At 58.1% G+C, this 24,319-nt stretch carries 28 protein-coding genes and 3 tRNA genes; 16 read left to right on the forward strand and 15 right to left on the reverse strand.

Annotated elements, in window-relative coordinates:
* Positions 1-20: 20 nt before the first annotated feature.
* From sufB to sufA, 6 genes are all read left to right on the forward strand, one after another.
* Positions 21-1,490, forward strand: a complete 1,470-nt coding sequence (gene sufB, locus ACQZ45_RS00180) for a Fe-S cluster assembly protein SufB (RefSeq protein ID WP_003507956.1) — start codon at positions 21-23, stop codon at positions 1,488-1,490.
* Between the two features lie 72 nt (positions 1,491-1,562).
* Positions 1,563-2,318 (forward strand): Fe-S cluster assembly ATPase SufC, encoded by a 756-nt coding sequence (gene sufC / locus ACQZ45_RS00185; RefSeq protein WP_003507958.1) that lies wholly within the window; start codon positions 1,563-1,565, stop codon positions 2,316-2,318.
* Positions 2,319-2,342: 24 nt separating this feature from the next.
* Positions 2,343-3,614, forward strand: a complete 1,272-nt coding sequence (gene sufD / locus ACQZ45_RS00190; RefSeq protein ID WP_111790349.1) for a Fe-S cluster assembly protein SufD — start codon at positions 2,343-2,345, stop codon at positions 3,612-3,614.
* Positions 3,607-4,857: a cysteine desulfurase gene (locus ACQZ45_RS00195; RefSeq protein WP_113291121.1), complete on the forward strand. Its 1,251-nt coding sequence runs from the start codon at positions 3,607-3,609 to the stop codon at positions 4,855-4,857. Before sufD ends, ACQZ45_RS00195 begins: the two co-directional genes overlap by 8 nt.
* A gap of 23 nt (positions 4,858-4,880) precedes the next feature.
* Positions 4,881-5,264, forward strand: a complete 384-nt coding sequence (locus ACQZ45_RS00200; RefSeq protein WP_003515972.1) for an SUF system Fe-S cluster assembly protein — start codon at positions 4,881-4,883, stop codon at positions 5,262-5,264.
* A gap of 112 nt (positions 5,265-5,376) precedes the next feature.
* Positions 5,377-5,766, forward strand: a complete 390-nt coding sequence (gene sufA / locus ACQZ45_RS00205; RefSeq protein ID WP_111782433.1) for a Fe-S cluster assembly scaffold SufA — start codon at positions 5,377-5,379, stop codon at positions 5,764-5,766.
* A gap of 21 nt (positions 5,767-5,787) precedes the next feature.
* Here the strand turns inward: sufA and ACQZ45_RS00210 are convergent, their stop codons facing one another.
* The 4 genes from ACQZ45_RS00210 to ACQZ45_RS00225 all read right to left on the reverse strand — a co-directional run bounded on the left by ACQZ45_RS00210 (position 5,788) and on the right by ACQZ45_RS00225 (position 9,362).
* Complete coding sequence (locus ACQZ45_RS00210; protein WP_019567106.1) at positions 5,788-6,069, reverse strand: hypothetical protein; 282 nt, start codon at positions 6,067-6,069, stop codon at positions 5,788-5,790.
* Between the two features lie 62 nt (positions 6,070-6,131).
* Positions 6,132-7,340, reverse strand: a complete 1,209-nt coding sequence (locus tag ACQZ45_RS00215) for an ABC transporter permease (protein WP_113291122.1) — start codon at positions 7,338-7,340, stop codon at positions 6,132-6,134.
* Positions 7,330-8,049, reverse strand: coding sequence for an ABC transporter ATP-binding protein (locus tag ACQZ45_RS00220; RefSeq protein ID WP_025593874.1), 720 nt, complete (start codon positions 8,047-8,049; stop codon positions 7,330-7,332). Before ACQZ45_RS00220 ends, ACQZ45_RS00215 begins: the two co-directional genes overlap by 11 nt.
* Before the next feature lie 14 nt (positions 8,050-8,063).
* The gene (locus ACQZ45_RS00225; protein WP_065687401.1) at positions 8,064-9,362 is read right to left on the reverse strand and encodes an efflux RND transporter periplasmic adaptor subunit; all 1,299 of its coding nucleotides are present in this window, start codon (positions 9,360-9,362) and stop codon (positions 8,064-8,066) included.
* 236 nt (positions 9,363-9,598) lie between these two features.
* Between ACQZ45_RS00225 and ACQZ45_RS00230 the strand changes: the two genes are divergently transcribed.
* Both ACQZ45_RS00230 and ACQZ45_RS00235 read left to right on the forward strand, forming a co-directional pair.
* On the forward strand, positions 9,599-9,754 hold the full coding sequence (locus ACQZ45_RS00230) for a hypothetical protein (protein ID WP_003515963.1): 156 nt from the start codon (positions 9,599-9,601) through the stop codon (positions 9,752-9,754).
* A gap of 64 nt (positions 9,755-9,818) precedes the next feature.
* A complete protein-coding gene (locus ACQZ45_RS00235; RefSeq protein ID WP_113291125.1) occupies positions 9,819-10,556 on the forward strand; it encodes a DUF429 domain-containing protein in 738 nt (245 codons plus the stop codon).
* 7 nt (positions 10,557-10,563) lie between these two features.
* On the opposite strand, the gene ACQZ45_RS00240 is transcribed toward ACQZ45_RS00235, so the two are convergent.
* Both ACQZ45_RS00240 and ACQZ45_RS00245 read right to left on the reverse strand, forming a co-directional pair.
* Positions 10,564-10,640 (reverse strand) — tRNA-Arg (locus tag ACQZ45_RS00240).
* A gap of 51 nt (positions 10,641-10,691) precedes the next feature.
* Positions 10,692-10,997, reverse strand: a complete 306-nt coding sequence (locus ACQZ45_RS00245) for an ETC complex I subunit (RefSeq protein ID WP_003495468.1) — start codon at positions 10,995-10,997, stop codon at positions 10,692-10,694.
* Between the two features lie 265 nt (positions 10,998-11,262).
* Here ACQZ45_RS00245 and ACQZ45_RS00250 point away from each other — a divergent pair.
* A tRNA-Pro gene (locus tag ACQZ45_RS00250) sits at positions 11,263-11,339 on the forward strand.
* Positions 11,340-11,393: 54 nt separating this feature from the next.
* Here the strand turns inward: ACQZ45_RS00250 and ACQZ45_RS00255 are convergent.
* Together ACQZ45_RS00255 and ACQZ45_RS00260 are read right to left on the reverse strand one after the other, a co-directional pair.
* Entirely contained in the window at positions 11,394-12,536 is a 1,143-nt protein-coding gene (locus ACQZ45_RS00255) for a ceramide glucosyltransferase (protein ID WP_448742107.1), read from the reverse strand.
* 582 nt (positions 12,537-13,118) lie between these two features.
* On the reverse strand, positions 13,119-13,388 hold the full coding sequence (locus ACQZ45_RS00260; protein ID WP_113291123.1) for a DUF982 domain-containing protein: 270 nt from the start codon (positions 13,386-13,388) through the stop codon (positions 13,119-13,121).
* Positions 13,389-13,599: 211 nt separating this feature from the next.
* On the opposite strand from ACQZ45_RS00260, the gene ACQZ45_RS00265 reads away from it, so the two are divergent.
* On the forward strand, positions 13,600-13,848 hold the full coding sequence (locus ACQZ45_RS00265) for a BON domain-containing protein (protein ID WP_003515953.1): 249 nt from the start codon (positions 13,600-13,602) through the stop codon (positions 13,846-13,848).
* Positions 13,849-13,907: 59 nt separating this feature from the next.
* Here the strand turns inward: ACQZ45_RS00265 and ACQZ45_RS00270 are convergent, their stop codons facing one another.
* On the reverse strand, positions 13,908-14,393 hold the full coding sequence (locus ACQZ45_RS00270) for a DUF192 domain-containing protein (protein WP_019567113.1): 486 nt from the start codon (positions 14,391-14,393) through the stop codon (positions 13,908-13,910).
* Entirely contained in the window at positions 14,393-14,971 is a 579-nt protein-coding gene (locus ACQZ45_RS00275) for a cold-shock protein (protein ID WP_013636345.1), read from the reverse strand. Before ACQZ45_RS00275 ends, ACQZ45_RS00270 begins: the two co-directional genes overlap by 1 nt.
* A gap of 190 nt (positions 14,972-15,161) precedes the next feature.
* On the opposite strand from ACQZ45_RS00275, the gene ACQZ45_RS00280 reads away from it, so the two are divergent.
* The 3 genes from ACQZ45_RS00280 (at position 15,162) to ACQZ45_RS00290 (ending at position 17,903) form a co-directional block, all read left to right on the forward strand.
* Positions 15,162-15,602: a VOC family protein gene (locus ACQZ45_RS00280; protein ID WP_003515949.1), complete on the forward strand. Its 441-nt coding sequence runs from the start codon at positions 15,162-15,164 to the stop codon at positions 15,600-15,602.
* Between the two features lie 157 nt (positions 15,603-15,759).
* Positions 15,760-17,016, forward strand: coding sequence for a YcbK family protein (locus tag ACQZ45_RS00285; protein ID WP_162736246.1), 1,257 nt, complete (start codon positions 15,760-15,762; stop codon positions 17,014-17,016).
* A 143-nt stretch (positions 17,017-17,159) separates the two neighbouring features.
* Entirely contained in the window at positions 17,160-17,903 is a 744-nt protein-coding gene (locus tag ACQZ45_RS00290; protein WP_448742108.1) for a glycosyltransferase family 25 protein, read from the forward strand.
* Positions 17,904-17,914: 11 nt separating this feature from the next.
* On the opposite strand, the gene ACQZ45_RS00295 is transcribed toward ACQZ45_RS00290, so the two are convergent.
* The 4 genes from ACQZ45_RS00295 to ACQZ45_RS00310 all read right to left on the reverse strand — a co-directional run bounded on the left by ACQZ45_RS00295 (position 17,915) and on the right by ACQZ45_RS00310 (position 19,919).
* Positions 17,915-18,367: a pyridoxamine 5'-phosphate oxidase family protein gene (locus ACQZ45_RS00295; RefSeq protein WP_111799592.1), complete on the reverse strand. Its 453-nt coding sequence runs from the start codon at positions 18,365-18,367 to the stop codon at positions 17,915-17,917.
* A 60-nt stretch (positions 18,368-18,427) separates the two neighbouring features.
* On the reverse strand, positions 18,428-18,715 hold the full coding sequence (locus ACQZ45_RS00300; protein WP_155846286.1) for a hypothetical protein: 288 nt from the start codon (positions 18,713-18,715) through the stop codon (positions 18,428-18,430).
* 236 nt (positions 18,716-18,951) lie between these two features.
* Positions 18,952-19,533, reverse strand: a complete 582-nt coding sequence (locus ACQZ45_RS00305) for a DUF1003 domain-containing protein (RefSeq protein WP_019567118.1) — start codon at positions 19,531-19,533, stop codon at positions 18,952-18,954.
* 310 nt (positions 19,534-19,843) lie between these two features.
* Positions 19,844-19,919 (reverse strand) — tRNA-Lys (locus ACQZ45_RS00310).
* A gap of 341 nt (positions 19,920-20,260) precedes the next feature.
* Here ACQZ45_RS00310 and ACQZ45_RS00315 point away from each other — a divergent pair.
* Positions 20,261-21,007, forward strand: a complete 747-nt coding sequence (locus ACQZ45_RS00315; RefSeq protein ID WP_112402233.1) for a cytochrome c biogenesis CcdA family protein — start codon at positions 20,261-20,263, stop codon at positions 21,005-21,007.
* Between the two features lie 36 nt (positions 21,008-21,043).
* On the forward strand, positions 21,044-21,982 hold the full coding sequence (locus tag ACQZ45_RS00320; RefSeq protein WP_025593716.1) for an AEC family transporter: 939 nt from the start codon (positions 21,044-21,046) through the stop codon (positions 21,980-21,982).
* Here ACQZ45_RS00320 and ACQZ45_RS00325 read toward each other — a convergent pair.
* Positions 21,966-23,174, reverse strand: a complete 1,209-nt coding sequence (locus tag ACQZ45_RS00325) for a UbiH/UbiF family hydroxylase (protein ID WP_112752514.1) — start codon at positions 23,172-23,174, stop codon at positions 21,966-21,968. The two genes, ACQZ45_RS00320 and ACQZ45_RS00325, sit on opposite strands and share 17 nt — an antisense overlap.
* 209 nt (positions 23,175-23,383) lie before the next feature.
* On the opposite strand from ACQZ45_RS00325, the gene pcsA reads away from it, so the two are divergent.
* Entirely contained in the window at positions 23,384-24,109 is a 726-nt protein-coding gene (gene pcsA, locus ACQZ45_RS00330) for a phosphatidylcholine synthase (protein ID WP_025593712.1), read from the forward strand.
* Positions 24,110-24,319 lie beyond the last annotated feature (210 nt).

The raw sequence follows: 24,319 nt of genomic DNA on the forward strand, positions 1-24,319 counted from the left end.
CGGCGAGATTGGAGAACGACATGGCAGCGGTTCAGGAAACGATCGATCAGGTTCGCCAGATCGATGTGGACCAGTATAAATACGGCTTCGAAACCGAAATTGAAGTCGACAAGGCCCCGAAGGGCCTTTCGGAAGAGGTGATCCGCTTCATCTCGGCCAAGAAGCAGGAGCCGGAATGGATGCTGGAATGGCGTCTTGAGGCTTACAAGCGCTGGCTGACGATGGAAGAGCCGACATGGGCGCGCGTCAGCTACCCCAAGATCGACTTCAACGATCTCTATTATTATGCCGCACCGAAAAGCACGCCCGGCCCGAAGTCGCTGGACGAAGTCGATCCGGAGCTGCTGAAGGTTTACGAGAAGCTGGGCATTCCGCTGAAGGAACAGGAAATCCTGGCCGGCGTGGAAAACCGTCGTGTGGCCGTGGATGCCGTGTTCGACAGCGTCTCCGTTGTCACCACCTTCAAGGCGGAACTGGCAAAGGCCGGCGTGATCTTCATGTCGATCTCCGAAGCCGTGCGCGAATATCCTGATCTGGTGAAGAAATATCTCGGTTCGGTCGTGCCGCAGACGGACAATTTCTACGCAACGCTGAACTCGGCCGTCTTTACCGATGGTTCCTTCGTGTTCGTGCCGAAAGGCGTTCGGTGCCCGATGGAGCTTTCCACCTATTTTCGCATCAACGAAAAGAACACCGGACAGTTCGAGCGCACGCTGATCATCGCTGAAGAGGGCGCCTACGTCTCCTATCTGGAAGGCTGCACCGCGCCGCAGCGCGACGAGAACCAGCTTCACGCCGCCGTGGTGGAACTGGTGGCACTCGACGATGCCGAAATCAAATATTCCACCGTCCAGAACTGGTATCCGGGCGACAAGGACGGCAAGGGCGGCATCTACAACTTCGTGACCAAGCGCGGCGATTGCCGTGGCAACCGTTCGAAGATTTCGTGGACGCAGGTTGAAACCGGCTCGGCCATCACCTGGAAATACCCGTCCTGCATTTTGCGCGGCGACGACAGCCGTGGCGAATTCTATTCGATCGCGGTTTCCAACGGCCATCAGCAGATCGACAGTGGCACCAAGATGATCCATCTCGGCAAGAACACGTCGAGCCGCATCATCGCCAAGGGCATTGCCGCCGGTTTCTCGGAAAATGTCTATCGCGGGCAGGTCTCGGCTCACCGCAAGGCGACCAACACGCGCAACTTCACGCAGTGCGACTCGCTTCTGATCGGTGACAAGTGCGGCGCGCATACCGTGCCCTATATCGAGGCGAAGAACTCGTCTGCTCATTTCGAGCATGAGGCGACCACGTCCAAGATTTCCGAAGACCAGCTGTTCTATTGCCTGCAGCGCGGCATCCCCGAGGAGTCGGCGATCGCACTGATCGTCAATGGCTTTGTGAAGGATGTCATCCAGCAGCTGCCGATGGAATTTGCGGTTGAAGCGCAGAAGCTGATCGGCATTTCGCTGGAAGGTTCGGTCGGCTGATCGTCATACGAATACGCACTTTGAGTGCGCGGTTTCGCGCACCTTCGCTCACACTATTCTTAGGATAAAACCATGCTTGAAATCATCGACCTGCACGCAAAGATCGCCGATACCGAAACCGAGATCATCAAGGGCCTCAACCTTAAGGTTGCTGCCGGTGAAGTTGCGGCCATCATGGGCCCGAACGGTTCCGGCAAGTCGACGCTGTCCTACATCCTGTCGGGGCGCGAAGACTATGAAGTCACCTCCGGTGACATCCTCTATAACGGCGAAAGCATTCTGGAACTGGATGCCGCCGAGCGCGCTGCCAAGGGTATTTTCCTGGCCTTCCAGTATCCGGTCGAAATTCCCGGTGTTGCCACCATGCAGTTCCTCAAGGTTGCTATGAACGAGCAGCGCAAGGCGCGCGGCGAGGCCGAGCTGACGACGCCGGACTTTATCCGTCGCGTCAAGGAAGCTGCCGGCGATCTGAAGATCGACATGGACATGCTGAAGCGTCCGCTGAACGTTGGTTTCTCCGGCGGTGAGAAGAAGCGCGCCGAAATCCTGCAGATGGCGCTGCTGGAGCCGAAGCTGTGCGTTCTCGACGAAACCGATAGCGGCCTCGACATCGACGCGCTGAAGATCGTGGCTGATGGCGTCAACGCGCTGAAGTCGCCGGATCGCGCCACTGTCGTCATCACCCACTACCAGCGCCTGCTCGATTACATCGTGCCTGATAGCGTTCACGTTCTTTACAAGGGCAAGATCATCCGTTCGGGCGACAAGGCCCTGGCGCTGGAGCTGGAAAACAATGGTTACGCCGACATCATCGGTGAAGCGGCCTAAGCCAGAGGCCAGGAGGTGATGTCCATGAACATTCAAACGACCAATCGGCTGACGCCAGCGGAAACCGCGCTGATCGACGCCTATACCGCCAAGTTCAGCGAATTGCCGGGCAATGGTGCGGTTGTCGCCGCCCGTGACGTGCTGTTCGACGATCTGAAGACCGGCGGTCTTCCGACCCGCCGCATCGAGGCGTGGCACTATACCGATCTCAAGAGCCTGTTGCGTGCCATTCCCGAGGACCAGCCCGCACCTGTTATCGAAAAGCAGGCGTCTGTTGTCGCCGGCTCGTCCGTCGCCTACGTGCTGCATGGCACGGCCAATGTCGGCAAGATCGAAGACATCAGCGTTTCCAGCTTTGCTGAGAGCCTGCTTGACGGCTCGGCCGCCACAGGCCTTGCGGAAGCCAGCAAGGACGACGTGATCGGCCGTATCAACGGCAGCTTCGTGCGCGACGGCCTGATGCTCGACATTCCCGCTGATGCCGAGATCGAAAAGCCGATCGAATTGCAGGCGATCCATGGCGCAGGTCAGGTTCACAGCCGCTTCCCGGTGCGCTTCGGCAAGGGTTCGAAGGCGACCGTCATCGAGCGTCACCTTTCGGTGACTGCGGATGCCGCCCTGGTTTCCTCCGTCACCGACATCGTTGTCGAAGACGGTGCGGAAGCGACCTGGATCATCCTGCAGCAACAGGGCGCGGCCGATATTCATCTTGGCCAGCTGCGCATGAAAATCGGTGCGGACGCCAAGATTCGTCTGTTCGTCATCAATGCAGGCGGCAAGCTGGTGCGGCAGGAACTGCGCATCGACGTGGACGGCGAGGGTACTGACCTCATCGTTCGCGGCGTCAACCTGTTGGGCGGCGAAACCCATACCGACGTGACGATGGTTCTTGGCCACAACGTGCCGAACACGACCTCGACGGAAGTGTTCCGCAACGTGGTCTTCGACCGTGCAAAGGGCATTTTCCAGGGCATGATCCGGGTTGCCCCCGATGCCCAGAAGACCGATGCGAAGATGGCGTGCAATACGCTGCTGATGTCTGACGATGGCGAGTTCTCGGCAAAGCCGGAGCTTGAAATCTTCGCCGACGACGTTCAGTGCGGTCACGGTGCGACGGTTGCCGATATTGACGACAACCATCTCTATTATCTGATGGCGCGCGGCGTGCCGCGGGCAAAGGCGCGGGCGATGCTCGTCAATGCCTTCGTCGCTGAGATCGCCGAGGAACTGGAAGAAGAAAATCTGGTAGAGGCGCTGGAGACTATCATCTCCGGCTGGCTGGAACATCATGCCTGAGAGCGAACGCGCCGCATTGGCGGCCCCTTATGACGTTGAAGCCGTGCGGAAGGATTTCCCGATCCTGTCGCGCGAGGTCTATGGCAAGCCGCTGGTCTATCTCGACAACGGCGCGTCCGCTCAAAAACCGCAGGTGGTGATCGACGCCGTTTCGCATGCCTATTCCAATGAATATGCGAATGTGCATCGTGGCCTGCATTTCCTCTCCAATGCCGCAACCGACGCCTATGAGGCGGCGCGCGAAAAGGTGCGCCGTTTCCTGAATGCCGGTTCGGTGGACGAGATCGTCTTCACCAAATCCTCCACCGAGGCGATCAATACGGTTGCTTACGGTTACGGCATGCCAAAGATCGGCGAGGGCGACGAGATCGTCATCTCGATCATGGAACATCACTCCAACATCGTGCCGTGGCATTTCATTCGCGAGCGGCAGGGCGCGAAGCTTGTCTGGGTGCCTGTCGATGACGACGGCGCGTTCCATATCGAGGCTTTCGAAAAAAGCCTGACGGAGCGCACCAAGCTCGTTGCCATCACCCATATGTCGAATGCGCTGGGCACCATCGTGCCGGTCAAGGAAATCTGCCGCATCGCCCATGAGCGCGGCATTCCGGTGCTTGTCGATGGCTCTCAGGGCGCGGTTCACATGCCGGTCGACGTGCGCGATATCGATTGCGACTGGTACGTCATGACCGGCCACAAGCTTTACGGTCCCTCGGGCATCGGCGTGCTCTACGGCAAGGCTGACCGCCTGAGCGAGATGCGGCCGTTCCAGGGCGGCGGCGAGATGATCCTCGACGTGTCCGAAGACAATGTGATCTATAATGAGCCGCCGCATCGTTTCGAAGCGGGAACGCCGCCCATCGTGCAGGCTATCGGTCTTGGCTATGCGCTTGATTATATGGACAATCTCGGCCGTGCCGCGATTGCAGCCCACGAGGCTGATCTTGCGGCCTATGCTGCCGAGCGGCTGCGCGAGGTCAACTCACTGCGAATCATCGGCAATGCGCCTGATAAGGGCGGTATCTTCTCCTTCGAACTCGAGGGCATCCATGCCCATGACGTGTCGATGGTGATAGACCGGCGCGGCGTTGCCGTGCGTGCCGGCACCCATTGTGCCATGCCGCTCTTGAAACGGTTCGGCGTCACCTCCACATGCCGGGCATCGTTCGGCCTTTACAATACCCGCGCCGAAGTAGATCGTCTTGTCGAGGCGCTTGATTATGCGCGCAAATTTTTCGCCTGATATCAGGATTGAGGTTCAGGACCATGACTGCCGAAGCCACTGCAAAGACCCATGATGTGACCGAAGACGCTGCAAAGCCGTCTTCCATTGCGCCCGACGAACTGGCGCGTCTTAGCGACGACGTGATCGCGGCGCTGAAAACCGTGTACGATCCGGAAATTCCGGCCGATATTTTCGAACTCGGTCTCGTTTACAAGATCGACATCGAGGACGACCGGATGGTCAAGATCGTCATGACGCTGACAGCACCGGGCTGCCCGGTGGCCGGCGAAATGCCGGGCTGGGTGGAAAATGCCGTCGGCGCTGTCGAAGGTGTTTCCGGTGTCGAAGTGTCGATGACCTTCGATCCGCCGTGGACGCCGGACCGTATGTCGGAAGAGGCTCAGGTCGCCGTCGGCTGGTATTGAGACTGACGTGATTTTGACAGGCGTCATCCCTTGATGGCGCCTTCAAGCGCTATTAAATTGAAATCCATAAACATCGAGCCTTGAACTCGATTGTCGAAGGAGAATTAAGCCCATGGGCTTTGCGATCATGACCATGACCGGCGCTGCTGCCTCGCGCGTTAAAGCAATCGTCGAGAATTCCGGCCCGGACGCCAAGGGTGTGCGCATCGGCATCAAGAAGGGCGGCTGCGCGGGCATGGAATATACCATCGACCTCGTGACGGAAGCGGATGCGAAGGACGATCTGGTCGAATTCGATGGAGCCAAGGTGTGGGTTCAGCCCTCCGCCGTGCTCTATCTGCTCGGCACCCAGATGGATTTTGAAGTGACCAAGATGCGCTCCGGCTTCACCTTCAACAACCCGAACCAGACGTCCGCTTGCGGCTGCGGTGAGTCGGTGGAACTGAAGCCTGCCGATCTGGCGGCGCTGGCGAAGCAGCGCGAGGCTGAAGCCAGCGTTTGATTGGCTGCGCCATTTTTCCGATCAGCGGGATGTTTGCTGTTTCAGCGTATCGATAAAATCCGCCAGCGGATGAATCGATGGCGTCGTTGTCAAAAGCGGCTCGAGAGCTGCTGCAATCTTCCCGCAATCCTCCTCGGCAAGTGGTCGAAGGCTGGAGCTGACTTTGTTGTAGTCGGGCGTTCCGCGTGACGCGAGGGAGCGATTGATCACAAACAGTTCCGTTTGCCCGTCAATTCGTTCCACGAAGAGCGCAAGCGAACCGCCGTCTGCAGCAGCGGCGCTATCCGATACCGATTTGAACATCGAAACTCTCCGTAAATCATGAACCTTTTCCGTTGAGGCCGTTGCAGCCTCGACGGCTCGTCTCACTCGTGCCGCAGCGCCTCGATCGGGCTCAAACTCGCTGCCCGCCGCGCCGGGAAATAGCCGAAAATCACGCCGATGGCAGCCGAGAAGGCGAAGGCGAGGAAGATGATCGACGGGCTGGTGACGAAGGGCACGTTGAGGAAGCTGACGACGCCATAGGCAAGGCCAAGGCCCGTCAAGATGCCGACCGTGCCGCCCAGGGCAGAGAGCATGACGGCTTCCACCAGAAACTGCGTCAGTACCTGTTTTTCCAGTGCGCCGATGGCGAGGCGAATGCCGATCTCACGGGTGCGCTCGGTTACCGAAACCAGCATGATGTTCATGATGCCGATGCCGCCGACCAGCAGGCTGACGGCTGCAACCGCACCCAGGAGCCCGGTGAGCAGCGTCGTCGTGCCGGTCATGGCAGAGGCGATCTGCGTCATGTCGTTGACGGTGAAATCATCCTCGCGGCCAATGTTGATGCGCCGCCGTTCCCGCAGCAGGTTCTGCAGGTCGCTTTGCACCTTGGCGGTGGAAACGCCGTCCTGCGCGGAGACCATGATCGAGGAAATCGTGTTGGTGCCGCCGATGCGCCGCTGATGGATTTTGAGCGGCATGATGATCGTGTCATCCTGATCGTCGCCGAGGCCGGATTGGCCTTTTCGGGCGAGAAGACCGATGACGGGGCAGGAGATGTTGCTGACGCGGATCGTCTGGCCGACAGGGTTTTCAGCACCGAACAGTTCCTGCCGCACCGTTTCGCCGATGATGCAGCCTATCTGCCCGCCGCGATCTTCGGCCGGCTGGAAGTCACGGCCCAGCGCAAGCGTCCAGTCCTGTGCTACAAGATAATCATTGGTGGTGCCGATGACGCTTGTCTGGTGGTTCTTGCCGCCGAAAATGACCGTTGCGGCGGAGCTGCGGTTTTGAGGAGCAACGGCGCGCAGGCCGCTGATCTGGTTGCGGATCGCCTCAACATCGCGATCATCGAAACGTTTGGCTTCCGTGCTGGCGCGGCCGGGCCCGAACTGGCCGGGGCGCACGAACAGCATGTTGGTGCCGAGCCGCGACAATTCCGATTTCACCTGTTCAGTCGTGCCGTTGCCGATGGTTACCATGGCGATGACGGCGGCAACACCGATGACGACGCCGAGCACGGTGAGGAAGGAGCGGAGCAGGTTGCGGCTGATGGCGCGCAGCGCAAGACGCGACGTTTCAAAGAACATCGGAAGTCTCCTTGTTTTCCGCTGCGCTGTCGGAGGCGAGATGGCCGTCCACGAAACGCAGGAGGCGTCCCGCATGGGCAGCGATATCCTCTTCATGCGTGACCATGACGACCGTAATGCCCTTGTCGCGGTTGAGCGTGGTGATCAGCTCCATGATCTCGGCGCTGGTTTTGGTGTCGAGGTTGCCTGTGGGTTCGTCGGCGAGAAGCAGAGCGGGGCGGGTGACAATGGCCCGTGCAATGGCCACACGCTGCTGCTGACCGCCGGAAAGCTCCTGCGTCGTGTGGTGCTCGCGGCCATTCAAACCCACCTGTGCAAGCGCCTCCATGGCGCGCGCGCGCCGTTCCGAAGCTTTCATGCCCCGGTACACGAGCGGCAGCTCGACATTTTCCACCGCCGAGGTCCGCGACAGGAGGTTGAAGCCCTGAAACACGAAACCCAGCATGTGGCGGCGCAGCAGCGTCAGATGTTCATTGTCGAAACCGCTGGTCGGCACGCCCTGAAACAGATATTCGCCCGATGTCGGCACATCCAGGCAGCCGATGATGTTCATCGAGGTGGATTTGCCGGAGCCGGATGGCCCCATGATGGCGACGAATTCCTTCTCGTGGATCGACAGGCTGACGCCGTCAAGTGCGCGGATCGTCGCTTCGCCCCGGCCATATTGCTTGACGACATCGCGGAATTCTATGAGCGGCGGCTGTTGCATGCGGTTTTCCTCCGTCAGCCGGCGTTGCGGGCTGAGGCGTCGGTAATCACCAGGTCGTCGGCCTTCAACTCGCCCGATTTTACCACGGTATGCTGGCCATCGGTGGAGCCGGTTTCGATCGAAACCGAGACTGGTGTGTTGTTACGCAGCACCCACACCGTTCTTTTGCCTGTCGCGGCCGGACCGGCATCGCGGTTCTGCGACCGGCCCATGCGGGGAGGGCGGAACAAGCTCATCAAGCCACCGCCACGGGAGGCGGATTCGCGCGGCGGCGTATATCGGAGCGCGGAATTCGGCACAAGCAGCGTATCCTTGATCTCCTCGACGACGATATTGGCGGTTGCCGTCATGCCGGGGCGCAGCAGCAATTCCTCATTGTCCACCGTCAATATGCCCTTGTAGGTCACTACGTTAGACACGGTCTCGGAGGCGAAACGCACGGTCTCTATTTCAGCCGGGAAGCTACGGTCGGGATAGGCATCGACGTTGAAGGTGGCCTTCTGCCCGGTTTCAACCTTGCCGACATCCGCCTCATCCACCGACACCTGCAATTCCATATGGCGCAGATCGCCAGCAATGGTGAACAGCACGGGAGCGTTGAGCGAGGAGGCAACGGTGGCGCCGGGATCGACACTGCGGGTGAGGATGACACCATCGATGGGCGAGACGATCTTCGCCTTGCCGAGATTGACCTCGGCCAGCCGCAAATCCGCTTCCGCCGAAAGCACGGTCGCCTCGTTGACCTGCAGCGTGGCGCCGGCGGCATCGTGGTTGAACTGCGCGGCATCCAGATCCTGCTGGCTGGAGACCCGGCTCTGGACGAGGGACCGCAGACGCTCCATCGATGTTTTTGCCGAGCCGAGATCGGCGCGCGCCTTCAGCACATTGGCCTTGGCGGAGGCAAGCTTGGCGCGGGCGCTCTGCACGTCGGCCTCCAGCTTATTGGTGTCCAGTTCCGCCAGAATATCGCCTGATTTGACCGGGCTGTTATAGGTAACGTTGACCTTGCGAATGGTGCCGGACAATTCGCTCGATATGTCGACCTGATCGGTCGGCTGGACTGAGCCGGTGGAGGTTACGATGACGGAAAGGTCGCCCTGTCTCGCCGCTTCCGTGGTGTAGGTATAGGCGACGCCTGCGGCACGCGACTGGTAATAATAACCAAGGCCCCCGCCGATCAGCACCACGGCTGCTGCGGCATAGAGATAGCGGCGCGACTTCTTCTTTCTACCTGACCTGCTGGTACCCAGAATGTCCCGCAGATCGGGCTGGCTGTTTTCCGTGTCGCGGCCATTGGTGTTGGCGTCATTCATTTTCGTCACCCGCAAAATTCAAAATACCACAGAGGATTGTTTCCAACCCCTGTTTCCGGTCCGTCTGTCGCTGTTTGTATTCCTCTGATTGTGGGAAGTGACATAGCTTGCCCAAAGGGGGAAGTGAAAACTTGGTAATATTTATGATAGCTCTGGTCTGCTAGAGATAAATCCGAAAAGGCCGATGCCATTGATGTGGCGCCGGTTTCAGCAGCGACATGCAGGACGATGATATAATGAACGACAATGTGGTGAAGTTCCGCAAACCGGCGCCCCCGAAAAAGCCGCGCCAGCCGCTTGGGCCAAAATCAAAAAAAGCCCTGACGATCGCCGCCATCATCGCTTTTTTCGCCGCTGCCTGGGGGTATTTTACGCTGTTCGGGCAGGGGTGACGCTCTGAAAGCCGTATTGGGTATAGACGCCGCATGGACTGTTACCCAGCCAAGCGGGGTCGCCTTGGTCATCAACGATGGAACAGGCTGGACGCTGCGTGCCGCAGCATCTTCCTACGTTGGCTTCCTTGCCTGTGGAACCGATATCCCGGTTCTCGCTGATCGCCCCAGGGGATCAGTTGCCGAAGCATCGGCGCTTCTGGCGGCCGCAGAAGCCCTTACGGGATGCAAGATCGATCTCGTTACGATTGATATGCCGCTCTCGCATCAACCGATTACTGCCCGCCGTGCTTCGGACAATCTGGTGTCTTCCGCCTATGGTTCCCGGCAATGCGGCACCCACACCCCAAATGCAATCAGGCCCGGCAAGGTCAGTGATGACCTCAAAATGGGGTTTGAACTTGCGGGATATCCGTTATTAACCAGGGAAATCAGCAGTCCCGGTCTGCTCGAAGTCTACCCGCACCCTGCGCTCGTTGAACTGACCAACGCCGCGAAACGGCTTCCGTATAAGCAGGGAAAAGTCGGCAGCTACTGGCGGTCGGATACGTCCGCAGACCGTCGCGCCAAACTCCTCGAGGTCTGGTCTTTCATCATCGCACATCTGGATCGACGGATAGTTGGGGTTGCCGATGCACTCATCATTCCCGCGACGAACGCAAAGGGATGGGAGATGAAGGCTTTTGAGGACAAGATGGATGCCGTCGTGTGCGCCTGGGTCGGGATTTGTGCTTTGGAGAGTAAGGCAGTGCCGTATGGCGACGACATTTCCGCGATCTGGATCCCGAAAGCGGCAGTTTAGATGGAGATGGCGACCCCTGCAGGATTCGAACCTGCGACATTCGACTTAGAAGGTCGACGCTCTATCCAGCTGAGCTAAGGGGCCGTCGTGCCGGACTATTATTGCTCCGGCTGAAAATCGTTCAGTGCGTCTTCTTCAATGCGTCCAGGGCTGGGTGCGGTTGAAGCGGAAATTATCCGTGTAGGATACAACTTTGCGGGTTGCTTCCTTCGGCTGGATGACGCGGTATTCGATGCCCTTGCGCTGCGCATAGGCTTCGGCCTGTTCCTGCGTCTCGAATGTCAGCTTTACCTGCTGCTTCATGTCGGATGTCGAGGTGTATCCCATGATCGGATCGATCTTGCGCGGGACCTCAGCGTCGAATTCCAGAACCCAGACATTGGTTTTCGCCTTGCCGGATTGCATGGCGGTCTTTGCAGGGCGGTAAATCTTCGCAGACATGTCGAAACTGCTCCGGTTGGGCGGTGGGGCATACGCCCCGGATTACTATTCACGTACCTGAATAGAATAACCAAATCGTGTCAGGAACGCTGAATTTGAAATGGACCGACTCCATGTGAGAGTCAAGACGATTATCCCTTGCGGCCTCTTCACGGTCCCATCGCGTTGCATGAGTTTTCAATAATCGAGGCAATGGGCTCAACAAAGATGAATTTCCCTGTTGCGGACTGCGGGTGAACCGTGTATTCCCCAGCCATCGCCTCGGCGGAGTGTAGCGCAGTCTGGTAGCGCATCTGGTTTGGGACCAGAGGGTCGGGAGTTCGAATCTCTCCACTCCGACCATTTAAAGCGAAACATTCGCTTGTAGGTGTAACCCCTTTAAATAATAGCTTCCGTTCAGTCCGCTGAAGGTCCGGCCAATGTGCTTTCGGCCGTGCCGATCGTCATGACATTGCCGCGCCATGCAACCGCGCTGCCGATCCAGCTGCGTACCCAGACGAATGGCATGATGACATCCCGCGCGACCATTGCCGGAAGGGTATAGAGGGATACCGGCCACCGGTTGAGAGCTGCGAGCGCCAGTTCCGGGCCATACATGATGGCGAGTACGGCAATCGCGGTGACGGCAAGGTTCGCATCCGCGGCAACGGCGGCAGCGAGCGCGAAGAGGAGCGGGGGAAGCGCGCCGGTGAGGATTTCCGGGGCGAAATATTGCGGGAAGGTGACGCGCCGCAGCCGCGCCCAGCGGGTCTGCCGCGACCAGATCTCACCGGCATGGCGCTGTCCGAGAGGCTGCTCGAACGGGGCCGACACCAGATATACCTTGCGACCGGCATTTCTGACCAGCTTCGTGGAAGCGGCATCTTCGGCGATTTCGGCGGCGAGCGCGCGGATGCCGCCGCGCTCTTCCAGGAATGGCTTGTTCCACAACATCGATTTGCCCTGCGCGAAGCCCATGCCGATGGCTTCCGCCGCATATTGCCAGCGGCCTTGCGAGCCGTTGAGGAAGGCGCATTCCACATGCGCCCAAAAGCCATCCGGCCGGGAGCCGAGCGGTGGCGAGCAGACCAGTCCGCTATCCGGCCGCCAGGCCGACATCATGGTTTCGATATAGGATTGCGGCATCAAGACATTGGAATCGGCCAGAATGACCCATTCGTGTTGGGCAGCACGCCAGCCCTTGACGCAATTGTTCAGTTTGGGATTGGCGCTGATGCGATCATCGCCGATGAGCAATTGCGCTGAAACTGCGGGGAAGGCCGCGCTTGCCTTGCGCACTTCCTCGATCACGGGATCGAACTCGTCGGCGACACAGAACAGCAGCTCATAGTCCGGCCAGTTGAGCTGGAAGGCGCGCGACAGCGTCAGCGGCGTGAAAGTTTCGATGCCGCGCAGCGGCACCACCAGCGATACCGGCGGTTTCTGCCGGACAAGTGCGTTGTCCGTATCGCGTCTTTTCAGCCGCCAGCCTGCCAGAACGACGCCGAGAAGATTGAAGGCGAGGAGCAGAATTGCGCAAAGGGCAAAAACAGTTTCCATGCTGGCCAGTTCCACTCCCAAGCTTTCAGCGGTTTACCCGCCAACCGATTCCATGGAATTCGTCATTGCGGATTATAACGTTTGCATGACAGTTACATGTCATGTTCCGCAGGCAGGATCCGACTTCGGTCGTTCATGCGCCTCTGGCGCACGGGTCGATGCCGCGTTTGTTACCGAGAAAGCGTGAACGGTTTTTGCAGGCTACCTGTTCGCTAGGGGAGACGGTTGTTTGCCTGGTTGAATGCGATAACGACGAAGCGGGCGTGTCGCGCTATCAGGAATAGTCGCGTCGAAACACCGATTGTAAGACAGAAATCTATCCGAGTATTGACTGCCGGTGCATGGGGATAATTAAGACGGTGTATCTCACAGCAACCTCCCGATCCCTGTTCGCCCGGCCATTTGAATAGGACGACGCTCAGGCTTCAATCAAACGGGCGATCCACGCAGGTGGATTGCCCGTTGTTTTGACCTCTGGAGGCATGTTGATGAACGCAGATCAACTTCCCGCTCATCCGATTGTTATCACGTAAGTGATTGATATTTATTCGATAATATTCACAAAGCCTTCCGCGTGACGACCTAGTGGATGTTCAGAATATGCGCGTGGCTGCTTGCGACCAGAAACGATTCCCGCGCTTTTTCGATGTCGCATTTTCCGGCGATAGCATCGAGACAGTTCCTGCGTGCGTCCTCATATTCCGGTCCGTGTTCTTCCGGCCAGCGGTACATCAGCATGTCCAGCGCCACCAGAGGGCTGTAGATTTCCACCGCTGCGGATAGCGGCAGGTGGATAGCCACCGGCTTCATCCACGAGGCGTGGTGACACGGCTCCGTTTTGTTAATCAGCATGTCATTCTCCTCCCTGTTTCATGCGCCTTGACGGCAGATTTCACTCCCATGCGCGAAATGCTCACCTCACGAAATGGTTCCCGATCACCTAAAATGTGATCGGGCAGGGGGTTCCAATTTGCCAAGATGAATGGAAGATGAACGAATTGATGAACCGGAGATGAACAAAACCGTGATTCGGGCGTTGTAATAGCCAAGAAGGAGAACGCACATGTTCAATTTGTCAGGCATTCAGGAAAGCTTCTTTGGAGACCGCATGGCGGGTGTATGCGAGGCCATCACCTCTGCACTGGCTTTCGAAAACGGTCTCGAGAAGTCGCGGATTTCCGCAACCGTCGAAAATGACGTTATCTATCTTGAAGGGACGGCGGATTCGGTCGAGGCAATCGACATTGCCATCAATCTTGCCGCATCTATTTCCAATTGCCGGATTTTGAGCCATATCGAGCCGGTCTACTGAGATCTTGCCGGCCGGGCGAAACGTCGTCCGGCCTTTTCAGACGCAGTAACGCGGCAATGTCATTTCCGGTTGCCGATTTGTGCACTGCGAACCACATCGCCCGGTTTGATGCCGTAGCGTTTGGCAGTGCCGCCATTCAGTTCAAGCACGAATTTGACCGACCCACGGGAGCTGATGATCGCTTCCGAGTGTGGCACGGCGTTCTCGTGGATATGGGTTATGCGCCCGTCCCGGGCGATGAACAGCATGTCGAGCGGAATGAGAGTATTCCTCATCCACATGGCCACATCCCGCTCCTTGCCGAAATCGAACAGCATACCGCTTCCAAGCGGCATTGACTTGCGAAACATAAGGCCCTGTTCGCGCTGGGCGTTGTCCAGCGCCAGTTCCGCAACAAATTCGTGGGTTTCTCCGGAGGCGGTCTCTATCGTCAGCGGTTCGGATTGAAACGTCTGCTGCTGTTGAGCCTGTGCTGCGCTTGAGAGCGTGAAAAAAAGAAGCGCCAGAACGGCGCTCTTCATCAAGTTGCGAAACACAGCGGCCATCAGTGCGACATCCCGATCGGGGCCGGGTTGTCGGGGTGGATTTCCGCCGCCATCAAACCCTTGTCGCCATCGCCAAAGCGCACCAGCACCACCTGGCCCGGACGCAGTTCCGTGAGGCCGAAGCGGCGCAGCGTTTCCATATGCACGAAAATATCTTCCGTGCCTTCGCCGCGCGTCAAGAAGCCGAAACCCTTGGTGCGGTTGAACCACTTGACGATTGCACGCTCAAGCCCGCTTGACGGCGTGACCTGCACATGGGTGCGAACCGGCGGCAGCTGCGACGGGTGAACGGCGGTGGACTGATCCATCGACAGGATGCGGAAGGCCTGAAAGCCGCGGTCACGCCGCTGGATGAGGGCAACGATGCGCGTACCCTCGAGAATGGTCTGATACCCATCGCGGCGCAGGCAGGAGACATGCAGCAGCACGTCCTGCATGCCGTTGTCAGGCACGATAAAGCCGAAACCCTTGGCAACGTCGAACCATTTCACCGCGCCGGTGATTTCGGTCAGATCCACGGCGTCGGCCGAAAGGTCCTCGACATCGACTATCGTTTTCGATGACATCCTATCAGCCATATCCTGCCAACCCCTCGATTACGCGCCACACACCGGTCAACTGATTCCTGTGTACCAGATTAACATCTTGGTAACGGTTCCACGCAAGCCCTAGTTTTTGATTTGCGTAGCTGCTTTTATGTCGCCGTCCTTGTCCGGGGCTTGCGATCATGCGTTTATGGCCCGGAAAAGCGTATTGGAGAGGAAGAAAATGCGGTATCTGCACACGATGGTTCGCGTCAAAGACCTTGGCGAATCAATGAAATTCTATTGCGACCTGATGGGTCTCGAGGAAATACGCCGGATCGAAAACGAAAAAGGCCGTTTCACTCTGGTTTTTCTTGCAGCGCGCGACGATATCTCTGCGGCGCGGGAAAAAAAGGCGCCTTCCCTTGAACTCACCTACAATTGGGACACCGAAGATTACACCGGCGGCCGCAATTTCGGGCACCTGGCCTATGAGGTCGACAATATTTACGACTTCTGTGCCCACCTTCAGCAAAATGGCGTCGTGATCAACCGGCCGCCGCGTGACGGTCACATGGCCTTCGTTCGTTCGCCCGACGGTATTTCTTTCGAAATCTTGCAGAAGGGCGAAAGCCTCGCGCCAGCCGAACCGTGGATATCTATGCAGAATACGGGTTCCTGGTAGGGGTTTTCCCGACCAGAAGCGACGATTTCGGTCACTCTTGCCTTGTCCGGATGGGTTGAGGCATAGTCCGCGAATCGAAACGGCATGTCCTGTTTTGAAAAAGCAGACGATTCCGTTCCCGTGCTGCTGTTGTAAATGCAAGATACGGAGGCCACCCATGAAAGCTGTCGATAGCGCGAAAGGACGCGTTGCCTGTCAGCGTCTTGTTGTCGCGGTTTCGTTGCTCGGGCTTGCCGGATGCGTTTCAGCGGTGACGGATGACGACATGGCTGCCAACAGCAAAAAGCCGGCGATTTCCGCCGAGCAGAAGGCGCAGGCGGCATCGGCGGTTCATAATCCGGCCGCCAAACAGCAGCAGGGGCATTACGTGGATCCCGCCGTGGCCTCCGCAACCGGCGGGGCCGTTGCGGCCCAGCCGCAGGCGCCCGGTGGCCCAGCACAAGGCTACGGTGCCGCCGCCGATATTGGCGGCCTGACGACGCAGCCGACGGCGATTTCCGCGGGTACATCAAGCATATATTCAAGCAGACCTGCCGTTGCGGCGGGGGCTACAGCCGCAGCGGGTGCACCTTCCCAGGGTATCGCGCCCGCCGTCAGCAGCGTCTATTCGGCACCAGTGCAGGCGACACAGCCGCAACCGGTATCAGCAACGGGACAAGTGCCGACTGCCGTGCCGGTACCGGCAGAACAGCACAGCGAAAACCGTCAGGCGGTTCCCGTACCAACGCCGCAAAATGCGTCGGAACAGCTCGCAGTTGCTTCAGCGCAGTCTTCTGGAGCCGGGAAACGGGCAGGCGAGGGGCAGGAAAGTGAGGGCACAGTCGTGCCGCTGGCAGCTTTCTTCGCCGGTGCGGCCAAGAAGCGCCTTCCGAAAATGATCGAAAACGGTACGGCGGAGAATACGCAGGTTGCGGCGCTCTCCGGCGGATCGGACAGGACGATGGGTATAGCGCTTTCCGGCCGTTCGATGATGTCTGACGAATTCGACGATGCGCATCTCGAAGACGAGGATGACCAGCCGGCCGGCCTGATGAAGCTTGCCTCGCTCTCCGGCCTCACCCGAGTTTCTCCGAACGGGCTTTTCCTGCAGACCGATCATGTTGAAGTCGGTTGTTTCAAGCCGGAACTGGTGCGCATGATCAAGGATGTCGAGCGCCACTACAACAGCCCGGCCATCGTCACCTCGGGTTATCGCCCGCCAAAGGGCATAAGGCAGGGTTCCAAGCACTACACCTGCGATGCAGCCGACATTCAGATCAAGGGCGTTTCCAAATGGGAGCTTGCGTCCTATCTGCGCTCGATGCCGCAGCGTGGTGGTGTAGGCACCTATTGCCACACCGAATCGGTTCACATGGATACCGGCGAAGCCAGAGACTGGAACTGGCGCTGCCGCCGCACCGCCCCGCGTAAATAATCTCGCGCCGCATTCTCAAACCATCAAAGCTTGCGCGTTGCTCGCCCGAAATTCTGCCGGCGTAGAAATCACGGCATGCAGACAGGGTGCGCCACATGCTGTAGGAGACGGTTTCCCGACCCTATGCGCATGGTGCTTTCCGAATGCTGCCGATATCCGCTTTTCCCGTTTACATCATCTCCATCGCCAGAGCGCGCGCCCGTCTTGAAAAGATGCTGAACGGAGCATCAGGTCTTGGGCTGGATTTGCGCCCGGTGGAAGGTGTTGACGGTAAGACCATTCCCGCTGCCGAATGGACGGATTTTAACAGGCGCGGCTTTGAGCTTCGCAACGGCCGTCATGCCTTGCCTGGGGAGTATGGCTGTTATGCCAGCCATATCAAGGCACTGGAGATATTCCTCGCCACGGATGTGCCGGTGGCCGTGATCGTTGAGGATGATGTTACCTTCACGCCTGACTTCTCCGATCGGGTCAAGGCAATGGTCGCGATCATGCCTGAGAATTCCATCGTAAAGCTGACCAATCACCGCCACAGAGGTTTCAGAGCCAGGAAGACCAGCGCTCTCGGAGACAAGCTGGGGCGCTGCATATACGGGCCACAGGGATCGTCGGCCTGCTATATCATCTCACGCGGTGGAGCGGAGGAGTTTCTGAAAGCGGCAAGGGTGATGACGCTGCCTTTCGACCGGGCGCTGGAATGCGGCTGGGGTTACGGCACGCATGTCTACGTCACCGAAAAGGATTTTCTGCCTTTCGGCGATCCGGACACGCTGGTCGGCACGCGCGCGGAATATCGCGGCAGCAAATTTGCCCGGTTGAACCGGGTGCCAGCCTATCTCTCCAGTTTTTATGACAATATCGCGCGGTATGTGTACGCCTGTCTGTAGAGGGAGGCCGCTTAACGCACGAAATCTTCCCTCTGGACCGCTTTGCGGCCCGTGAGGCTTTCTTTTTGGATGCTGAAGAAAATCGGCTTGGTGGAGTCCGTTCCAGTTTCGTGCGGATGGATCGTTGAGCCTCCCGGCTCCCACCAGTTCGGGTGTTTCTGGATCAGAGACCAGGCGTAGATCCGCTCGCTTTGCCATTGCTCGTTATCTTCAAGCTCCTGATAGAGGCCATGGAGAATTACGCTTGTCCACGTGCTGGTGTTTTTGACCTCATCGACCTGAAGGCAAACATGAGGGTTCAGGCGCATATTCTCTATCTTGGCTCCCATCATCGAGAAGCTGTAGACTCCACCCTCGTGAAACACGAAATGGATCGGCACCACATAGGGCCTGTCATGATCGATACAGGCAAGATGCCCGAAGCTCATCCGGGAAAGGAATGCGATGCATTCCGCCGATGTCATTTCTTCTAGATGGACACTTGACGCCATGATGATCACTCCGTTCTGGGCAGGTGACAACGATCATCTGATCGCGCCGCCTTCATTTTCCCATCTCTCGACAGCCGGGCTTCCGGATTTTTGGGTAGACTGAAATATGTCCCGGTTCTTATGGTGAGGAGCCGACGCAGCCGGGATTGGTTTACGCCTGCCGGAACCACGTCGAATGGCGGCGATCAGAACTGGCCTGCACGCGTCGAATTTCGACGAACCGCATAACGTTGCAGCACCTTTTTCAAGCCTGTCGATCGCCTTGACGAGCAGTGGCGCACGATCTGGATCGACATTTCGTTTTCGATTGATGGAAGACATTTCGTCCTCCTTTGGTTGGGGCCAAGGCAGATGCACCTTTACACAACAGCGCCCGCTTCAAATGCTGCCATTGATTTATTCTGCGCTCTATATGAGGGATGCGCAAGCACATAGCTTGTCTGGAAACCATCCATGAAGTGCTGCAGCTGCTACTGTACGACCGGCACACAAAGCGCGTTCCGTTGCACATGGAATCGGCGCGCGGGCGCGATTTTCCGTATTCTGACGTAAATTTTCTAGCCTGTTTGTTTCAGCACGAGTTTTGTCAAAAGGTCGATCTGCTGCTGCTGTTTATCGACGAGAGCTTTCAGCTCGATAGAGCGCATCCGATCGAACTTATCGTGCAGCGCCATGATTTCGATCTCTGCCTTCAGATTGACCTCGTAGTCATGTGCGGCGTCGATCCGATCCTTGGCCGCATGGCGGTTCTGGCTCATCATGATCACCGGCGCCTGAACCGCTGCGAGCATGGATAAGATGAGATTGAGGAAAATGAACGGGTAGGGATCGAAGGCGTTCGAAGTCGCGATAATGTTTGCGCTCAGCCATATCGCAAGCAAAGCCGCAAATATAAGGATAAAGGTCCAGGAACCACCGAATTTGGCAACCGCATCCGCAAGCCGCTGGCCGGGCGTCAGTCTCTCGTCGAAAACCGCATTCGCGTCAGTCGAGATGGTGCGCCTTGCTGCAAGACGACGAAATATTGCTTTTTCCCTGTCTGGCAGCAGCTCAAGCGGTTTCCCCAGATAACGGCTCGCTCCCTGCGCCAGGTCCTGAGGTATGAGGATGTCACTGTCGTCTTCGATATGGGTTGCCATTGTTCTTTCTCCCTTGGCTCGCGCCAATCCGACAACCGACTCCGGACCGAAGGCCGCCCCTACACGGATCAGGTATTAGCACACGCCATCGTACCATGCTTTGCATTGAGCGGCCTTATCGGCCGGTTCGCGAGCCAGGGGACGGCGTGTCGGGGAGGGCGGCGATTTGCGTTCTTCTGGGGGGCAGTTTCAGGGACGAGGTCTGTCGGGACGCAACTTCATGTCACGCGGCGCAAGCGCATATCGTTACCGCCAGCGAACATATCGATGAGCATTATGCGTCTTAACTTACTGATATCTTTGATGAAGGTGGTGAGAGCGCAGGGATTCGAACCCTGGACCTACTGATTAAAAGTCAGTTGCTCTACCGGCTGAGCTACGCTCTCCCGTGTCGGGGCTGGGATGCCCTTCGGAAGTGCGCGGAACATAGGTAGAGCGATCCGTTCGGTCAACCCAAAAAAAGCGCTTTCTACAATCAATCCGTTTTTTTTTGTCGCACCCCCGAAAAGGTGATTGGAGAGAGGGGGCGGCTGGGGATAAAAGCGGCGTCAGACATGTCTGGCAAACGGGTGAAATCGTTTTGCGGCAATGGCATGCGCCAAAATGAGAGCGTGAAACGCGGCGAATCTCGGGAATCGCGACGTGCCTTGCTGATCTTTTTGCGCGTGACGTTATCCCAAAACCGATTCCCGCTTTTGGGAGACATGCGTCAATGCGGAGTTCTTTCTTGTCGATTGCCGATATTTCCCTGTTCAGCGCGCTTCTGGCCGGTGCCCTGTCATTTCTGTCGCCCTGCGTCCTGCCGTTGGTGCCGCCTTACCTCTGCTATATGGCCGGTGTTTCGGTGGAGCAGTTCAGGACGGAGAATGCCGTGCCGCGGCCTGAAATCCGCCGGGCCGTGCTGTTTTCGGCTTTCTTCTTCACGCTCGGTTTTGCCACGGTCTTCGTGGCGCTGGGTGCCGGTGCTTCGACGATCGGCACGCTGTTGCGCCAGAACCTCGATATTCTCGCCAAGATTGGCGGTTTCATCATCATCCTGATGGGCCTTAACTTTCTCGGTGTTTTCCGCATTGGCCTGTTTTCGCGTGAGGCGCGGTTTCAGGGGGCAGGCAAACCGGCTACGCTTTCCGGCGCCTATGTCATGGGCCTTGCCTTTGCCTTCGGCTGGACGCCCTGCATCGGTCCTGTCCTCGGCGCGATCCTCGGCGTTGCCGCCTCGCGTGACACGGTTGGCGATGGCGCGATGCTGCTTGCGGTCTATTCGCTTGGCCTTGCGGTGCCATTCTGGATTGCTGCCGCCTTTTCCGGTTCCTTCATGCGTTTCCTCGTCCGTTTCCGCCGCCATCTCGGTCTTGTGGAAAAGCTGATGGGTGTGTTGCTGGTGCTCACCGGCCTCGCTTTCATGACCGGTTTCATCACCAATGTGGCGATCTGGTTCCAGGAGACCTTTCCGATCCTGATGAAAATCGGCTAAGCCTCCCCGCGTATTTTATACGCGGGGGGAAAGACTGTGGCCGATATCGTCGGATTGCTTTTGCCGTTTTTCGGCCTGATCTTCATCGGCTACGGCGCGGCGCGCATAACGAAACAGCCGGTCGAGGCGATGGGCTGGCTGAACACCTTCATCATCTATGCGGCGCTTCCGGCGCTGTTTTTCAAGCTGGTGTCGAAAACGCCGGTGGAAGAACTGACGCGCATGGATTTCGTTGCCGCCAGTCTTGCCTGCACCTACGGCATTTTCTTGGCTGTGTTCCTGATCGGCCGGTTCGTGAGAAAGAACAATCTCGCCGAAACGACGATCCAGAGTTTCGCGGCAAGCTACGGCAATATTGGCTATATGGGTCCGGGGCTTGCGCTTCTGGCGCTCGGTGAAAAAGCGGCAGTGCCCGTCGCGCTGATCGTCTGTCTCGAAAACGCCGCCCATTTCATCGTCGCACCGGCGATGATGGCGGTTGCGGGCGGTGACAAGCGCTCTGTAGCAAGGCTTGCGCTGGATGTGGCGCGCAAGGTCATTACTCACCCGTTCATCGTGTCGGTAATCGCCGGTTTTCTGGCCGCTTCGCTGTCATGGCAGCCGCCGGAGGCGGTGCAGCGGCTGGTGGATTATCTGGCGCAATCGGCGGCACCCTGCGCTCTGTTTGCCATGGGTGTCACGCTGGCGCTGCGGCCAATGAAGCGGGTGCCGGTCGAAATCAGCTATATCGTCCCGGCAAAGCTTATCCTGCATCCGCTTGCCGCTTATCTTGTGCTCTCGTCGCTCGGGCGGTTCGAACCGGTATGGATCTATTCCGCCGTGCTGCTTGCGGGCTTGCCGACCGCGACAAATGTCTTCGTCATCGGTCAGCAATATCACGTCTGGCAGGAGAGGGCGTCGGCGACGATCCTGATCTCGACAGTGCTTTCGGTCTTCACGCTGACGGGCGTGGTTTATTTCATCCAGCCTTTTTGAAGCTGCCGAACAGCAGCGAGGGCAGGGCCTTCAGCCCGCGCCCCGGCTCGATGCCTTCGCGCATGACCATGCTTCTGAGCGTGCCGATGCCGGATAGCACATGCAGACCAGCCGCACGCGCCATCTGCACCGGCAGTAGATCGGAAAGCAGCGACCGGTTGAGGAGATCGACGCTGAGGGTGCGGGTGTAGACATCCGCCCGCCGCTTGCGGTCGAAGCTACTGCCGGCATCCGCCGCAATCGGGCGGTCGGAGACGGCGCCGAGCAGGTCGGTGAGGGCGATGATGTCGCGCAGGCTGAGGTTCAGACCCTGTGCGCCGATGGGCGGGAAACCATGTGCAGCCTCGCCGATCAGGGCGACGCGGCCCTTGCCGAAGCGATGCGCGGTCATGGAAGACAGTGGCCATGCCTGCACGCTGTCTTCCACCGTAACGGCGCCGAGCATGGATTGCATGCGCTCCTCCACCCTGAGGCTGAGCGCTTCAAGCGGCAGTGCCGTCAGCTCTTCCGCTTGCGCTGGAGTGACAACCCAGACGAGGCTGGAGCGGTCGCCGGGCAGGGGAACCTGCGTGAAAGGTCCCGTGGGCGTATGGAATTCTGTCGAGACATTGCCGTGCGGCCGGCTATGGCTGAAGTTCAAAACGATGGCCGTCTGCGGATAGGACCAGGATTTGACGCCAATTGCGGCTGCATCCCGCACCATCGACTTCCTGCCATCCGCGCCGATCAGAAAATCTGCGGAGAGCGCTTCACCATCGCCAAGTGTTACCGATACACGGTCGTTGCCGATATCAATCGTCTCGGCGGTGGTTTCGAAGCGGGTAATATTGTGTTCCTGTTCGACCGCTTCGCTAAGCACGCCAAGCAGCGCCTCGTTGGGAATATTCCAGCCGAATGCATCCAGCCCGATTTCAGAGGAGCGGAACTGCACGGTGGGTGCGCGCAGCAGGCGGTCGGTGCCGTCAATGATCTGCATGGTGGAAAGACGGGCTGCGGCAGGGGCTATGCGCGACCAGAGGCCAAGGCGGTCCATGAAGCGGATCGACTGGTCCATCAGCGCCGTCGTGCGCCGGTCCTTCTTTTCGCTGGGGGGCGCAACAAGCGCCACGTGGCGGCCCGCCCGCGCAAGCGCTATGGCCGCAATCTGGCCCGCAAGTCCCGCACCGGTAATGGCGATATCGAAGTGTCTCATGGTCCTGATCCGTTGTTATTTCCAAGGCATCATAAAGGCTTTGCGCGGGTAAATCCACTTTGACCCCGGAACATCCCGGCGTAAACATTCGTTGGTTGTACCGCTATATTAGTCCTAGGATAAGCCAGATCAGCCGGTTGCAAAGCGTGGTGAATGGCCGCATACCGGAATGAACAGGGCGGATGAAAAGCGGGGCGCAGACGCTGACCATGAAAATTTTCAACTACAAGCGTGTTCCCTACGCGGAAATCCGCGCCTTTTCCGTTCATATTTTGACGGCATCCGGGTCGTTTCTGGCTTTTCTTGGCGTCGTCGCCGCTTCCGAACACCGCTTTGTCGACATGTTCTGGTGGCTGGGGCTTGCGCTGCTGGTGGATGGCATTGACGGGCCCATCGCCCGCAAGGTTCGGGTGAAGGAAGTTCTGCCCAACTGGTCCGGCGATACGCTCGACAATATCATCGACTATGTCACCTATGTGCTCTTGCCCGCCTTTGCGCTTTACCAGAGCGGCATGATCGGCGAACCGCTATCCTTCGTTGCGGCTGGCATGATTGTGGTGTCGAGCGCCATCTATTACGCCGACATGGGCATGAAGACGGACGAATATTTCTTCTCCGGCTTTCCGGTGGTGTGGAACATGGTGGTGTTCACGCTGTTCGTCATGGATGCCAGCGCCACAACAGCCATGACTGTCGTTACCGTCTCGGTGTTCCTGACATTCCTGCCGATCAATTTCCTGCATCCGGTGCGCGTGAAGCGATTGCGGCCGCTTAATCTGGCAATCGTGTTCGTCTGGTGTGCGCTTGGCGGTTATGCGTTGCTGATGCATTTCGAAACGCCGACCTGGGCGGTGATCGGCTTTGTGGCGAGCGGGCTTTATCTCTATTGCATCGGCGGAATATTGCAGTTTTTCCCCGCGCTCGGCGCGAAATAAGAGAAGCGTAAAGCCGTTTATTGCTTGTGCAAATTGCATTTAAGCAACGTCTTTTTCAGTTGTGCGCAGCAGCAAAACAGTTATCAATAAATCATGATCGCGCAGCATTGCATACGTGTTGTAGCCTGATTGGGAACAATGACCACGGTTGCTGAAATGCTTCGAAGAAAGCATGGGTAGCCGGTGTAGAGAGGGAATTCGTGACTGGAA

The organism is Agrobacterium sp. 16-2014-1-2a, assembly GCF_053522705.1.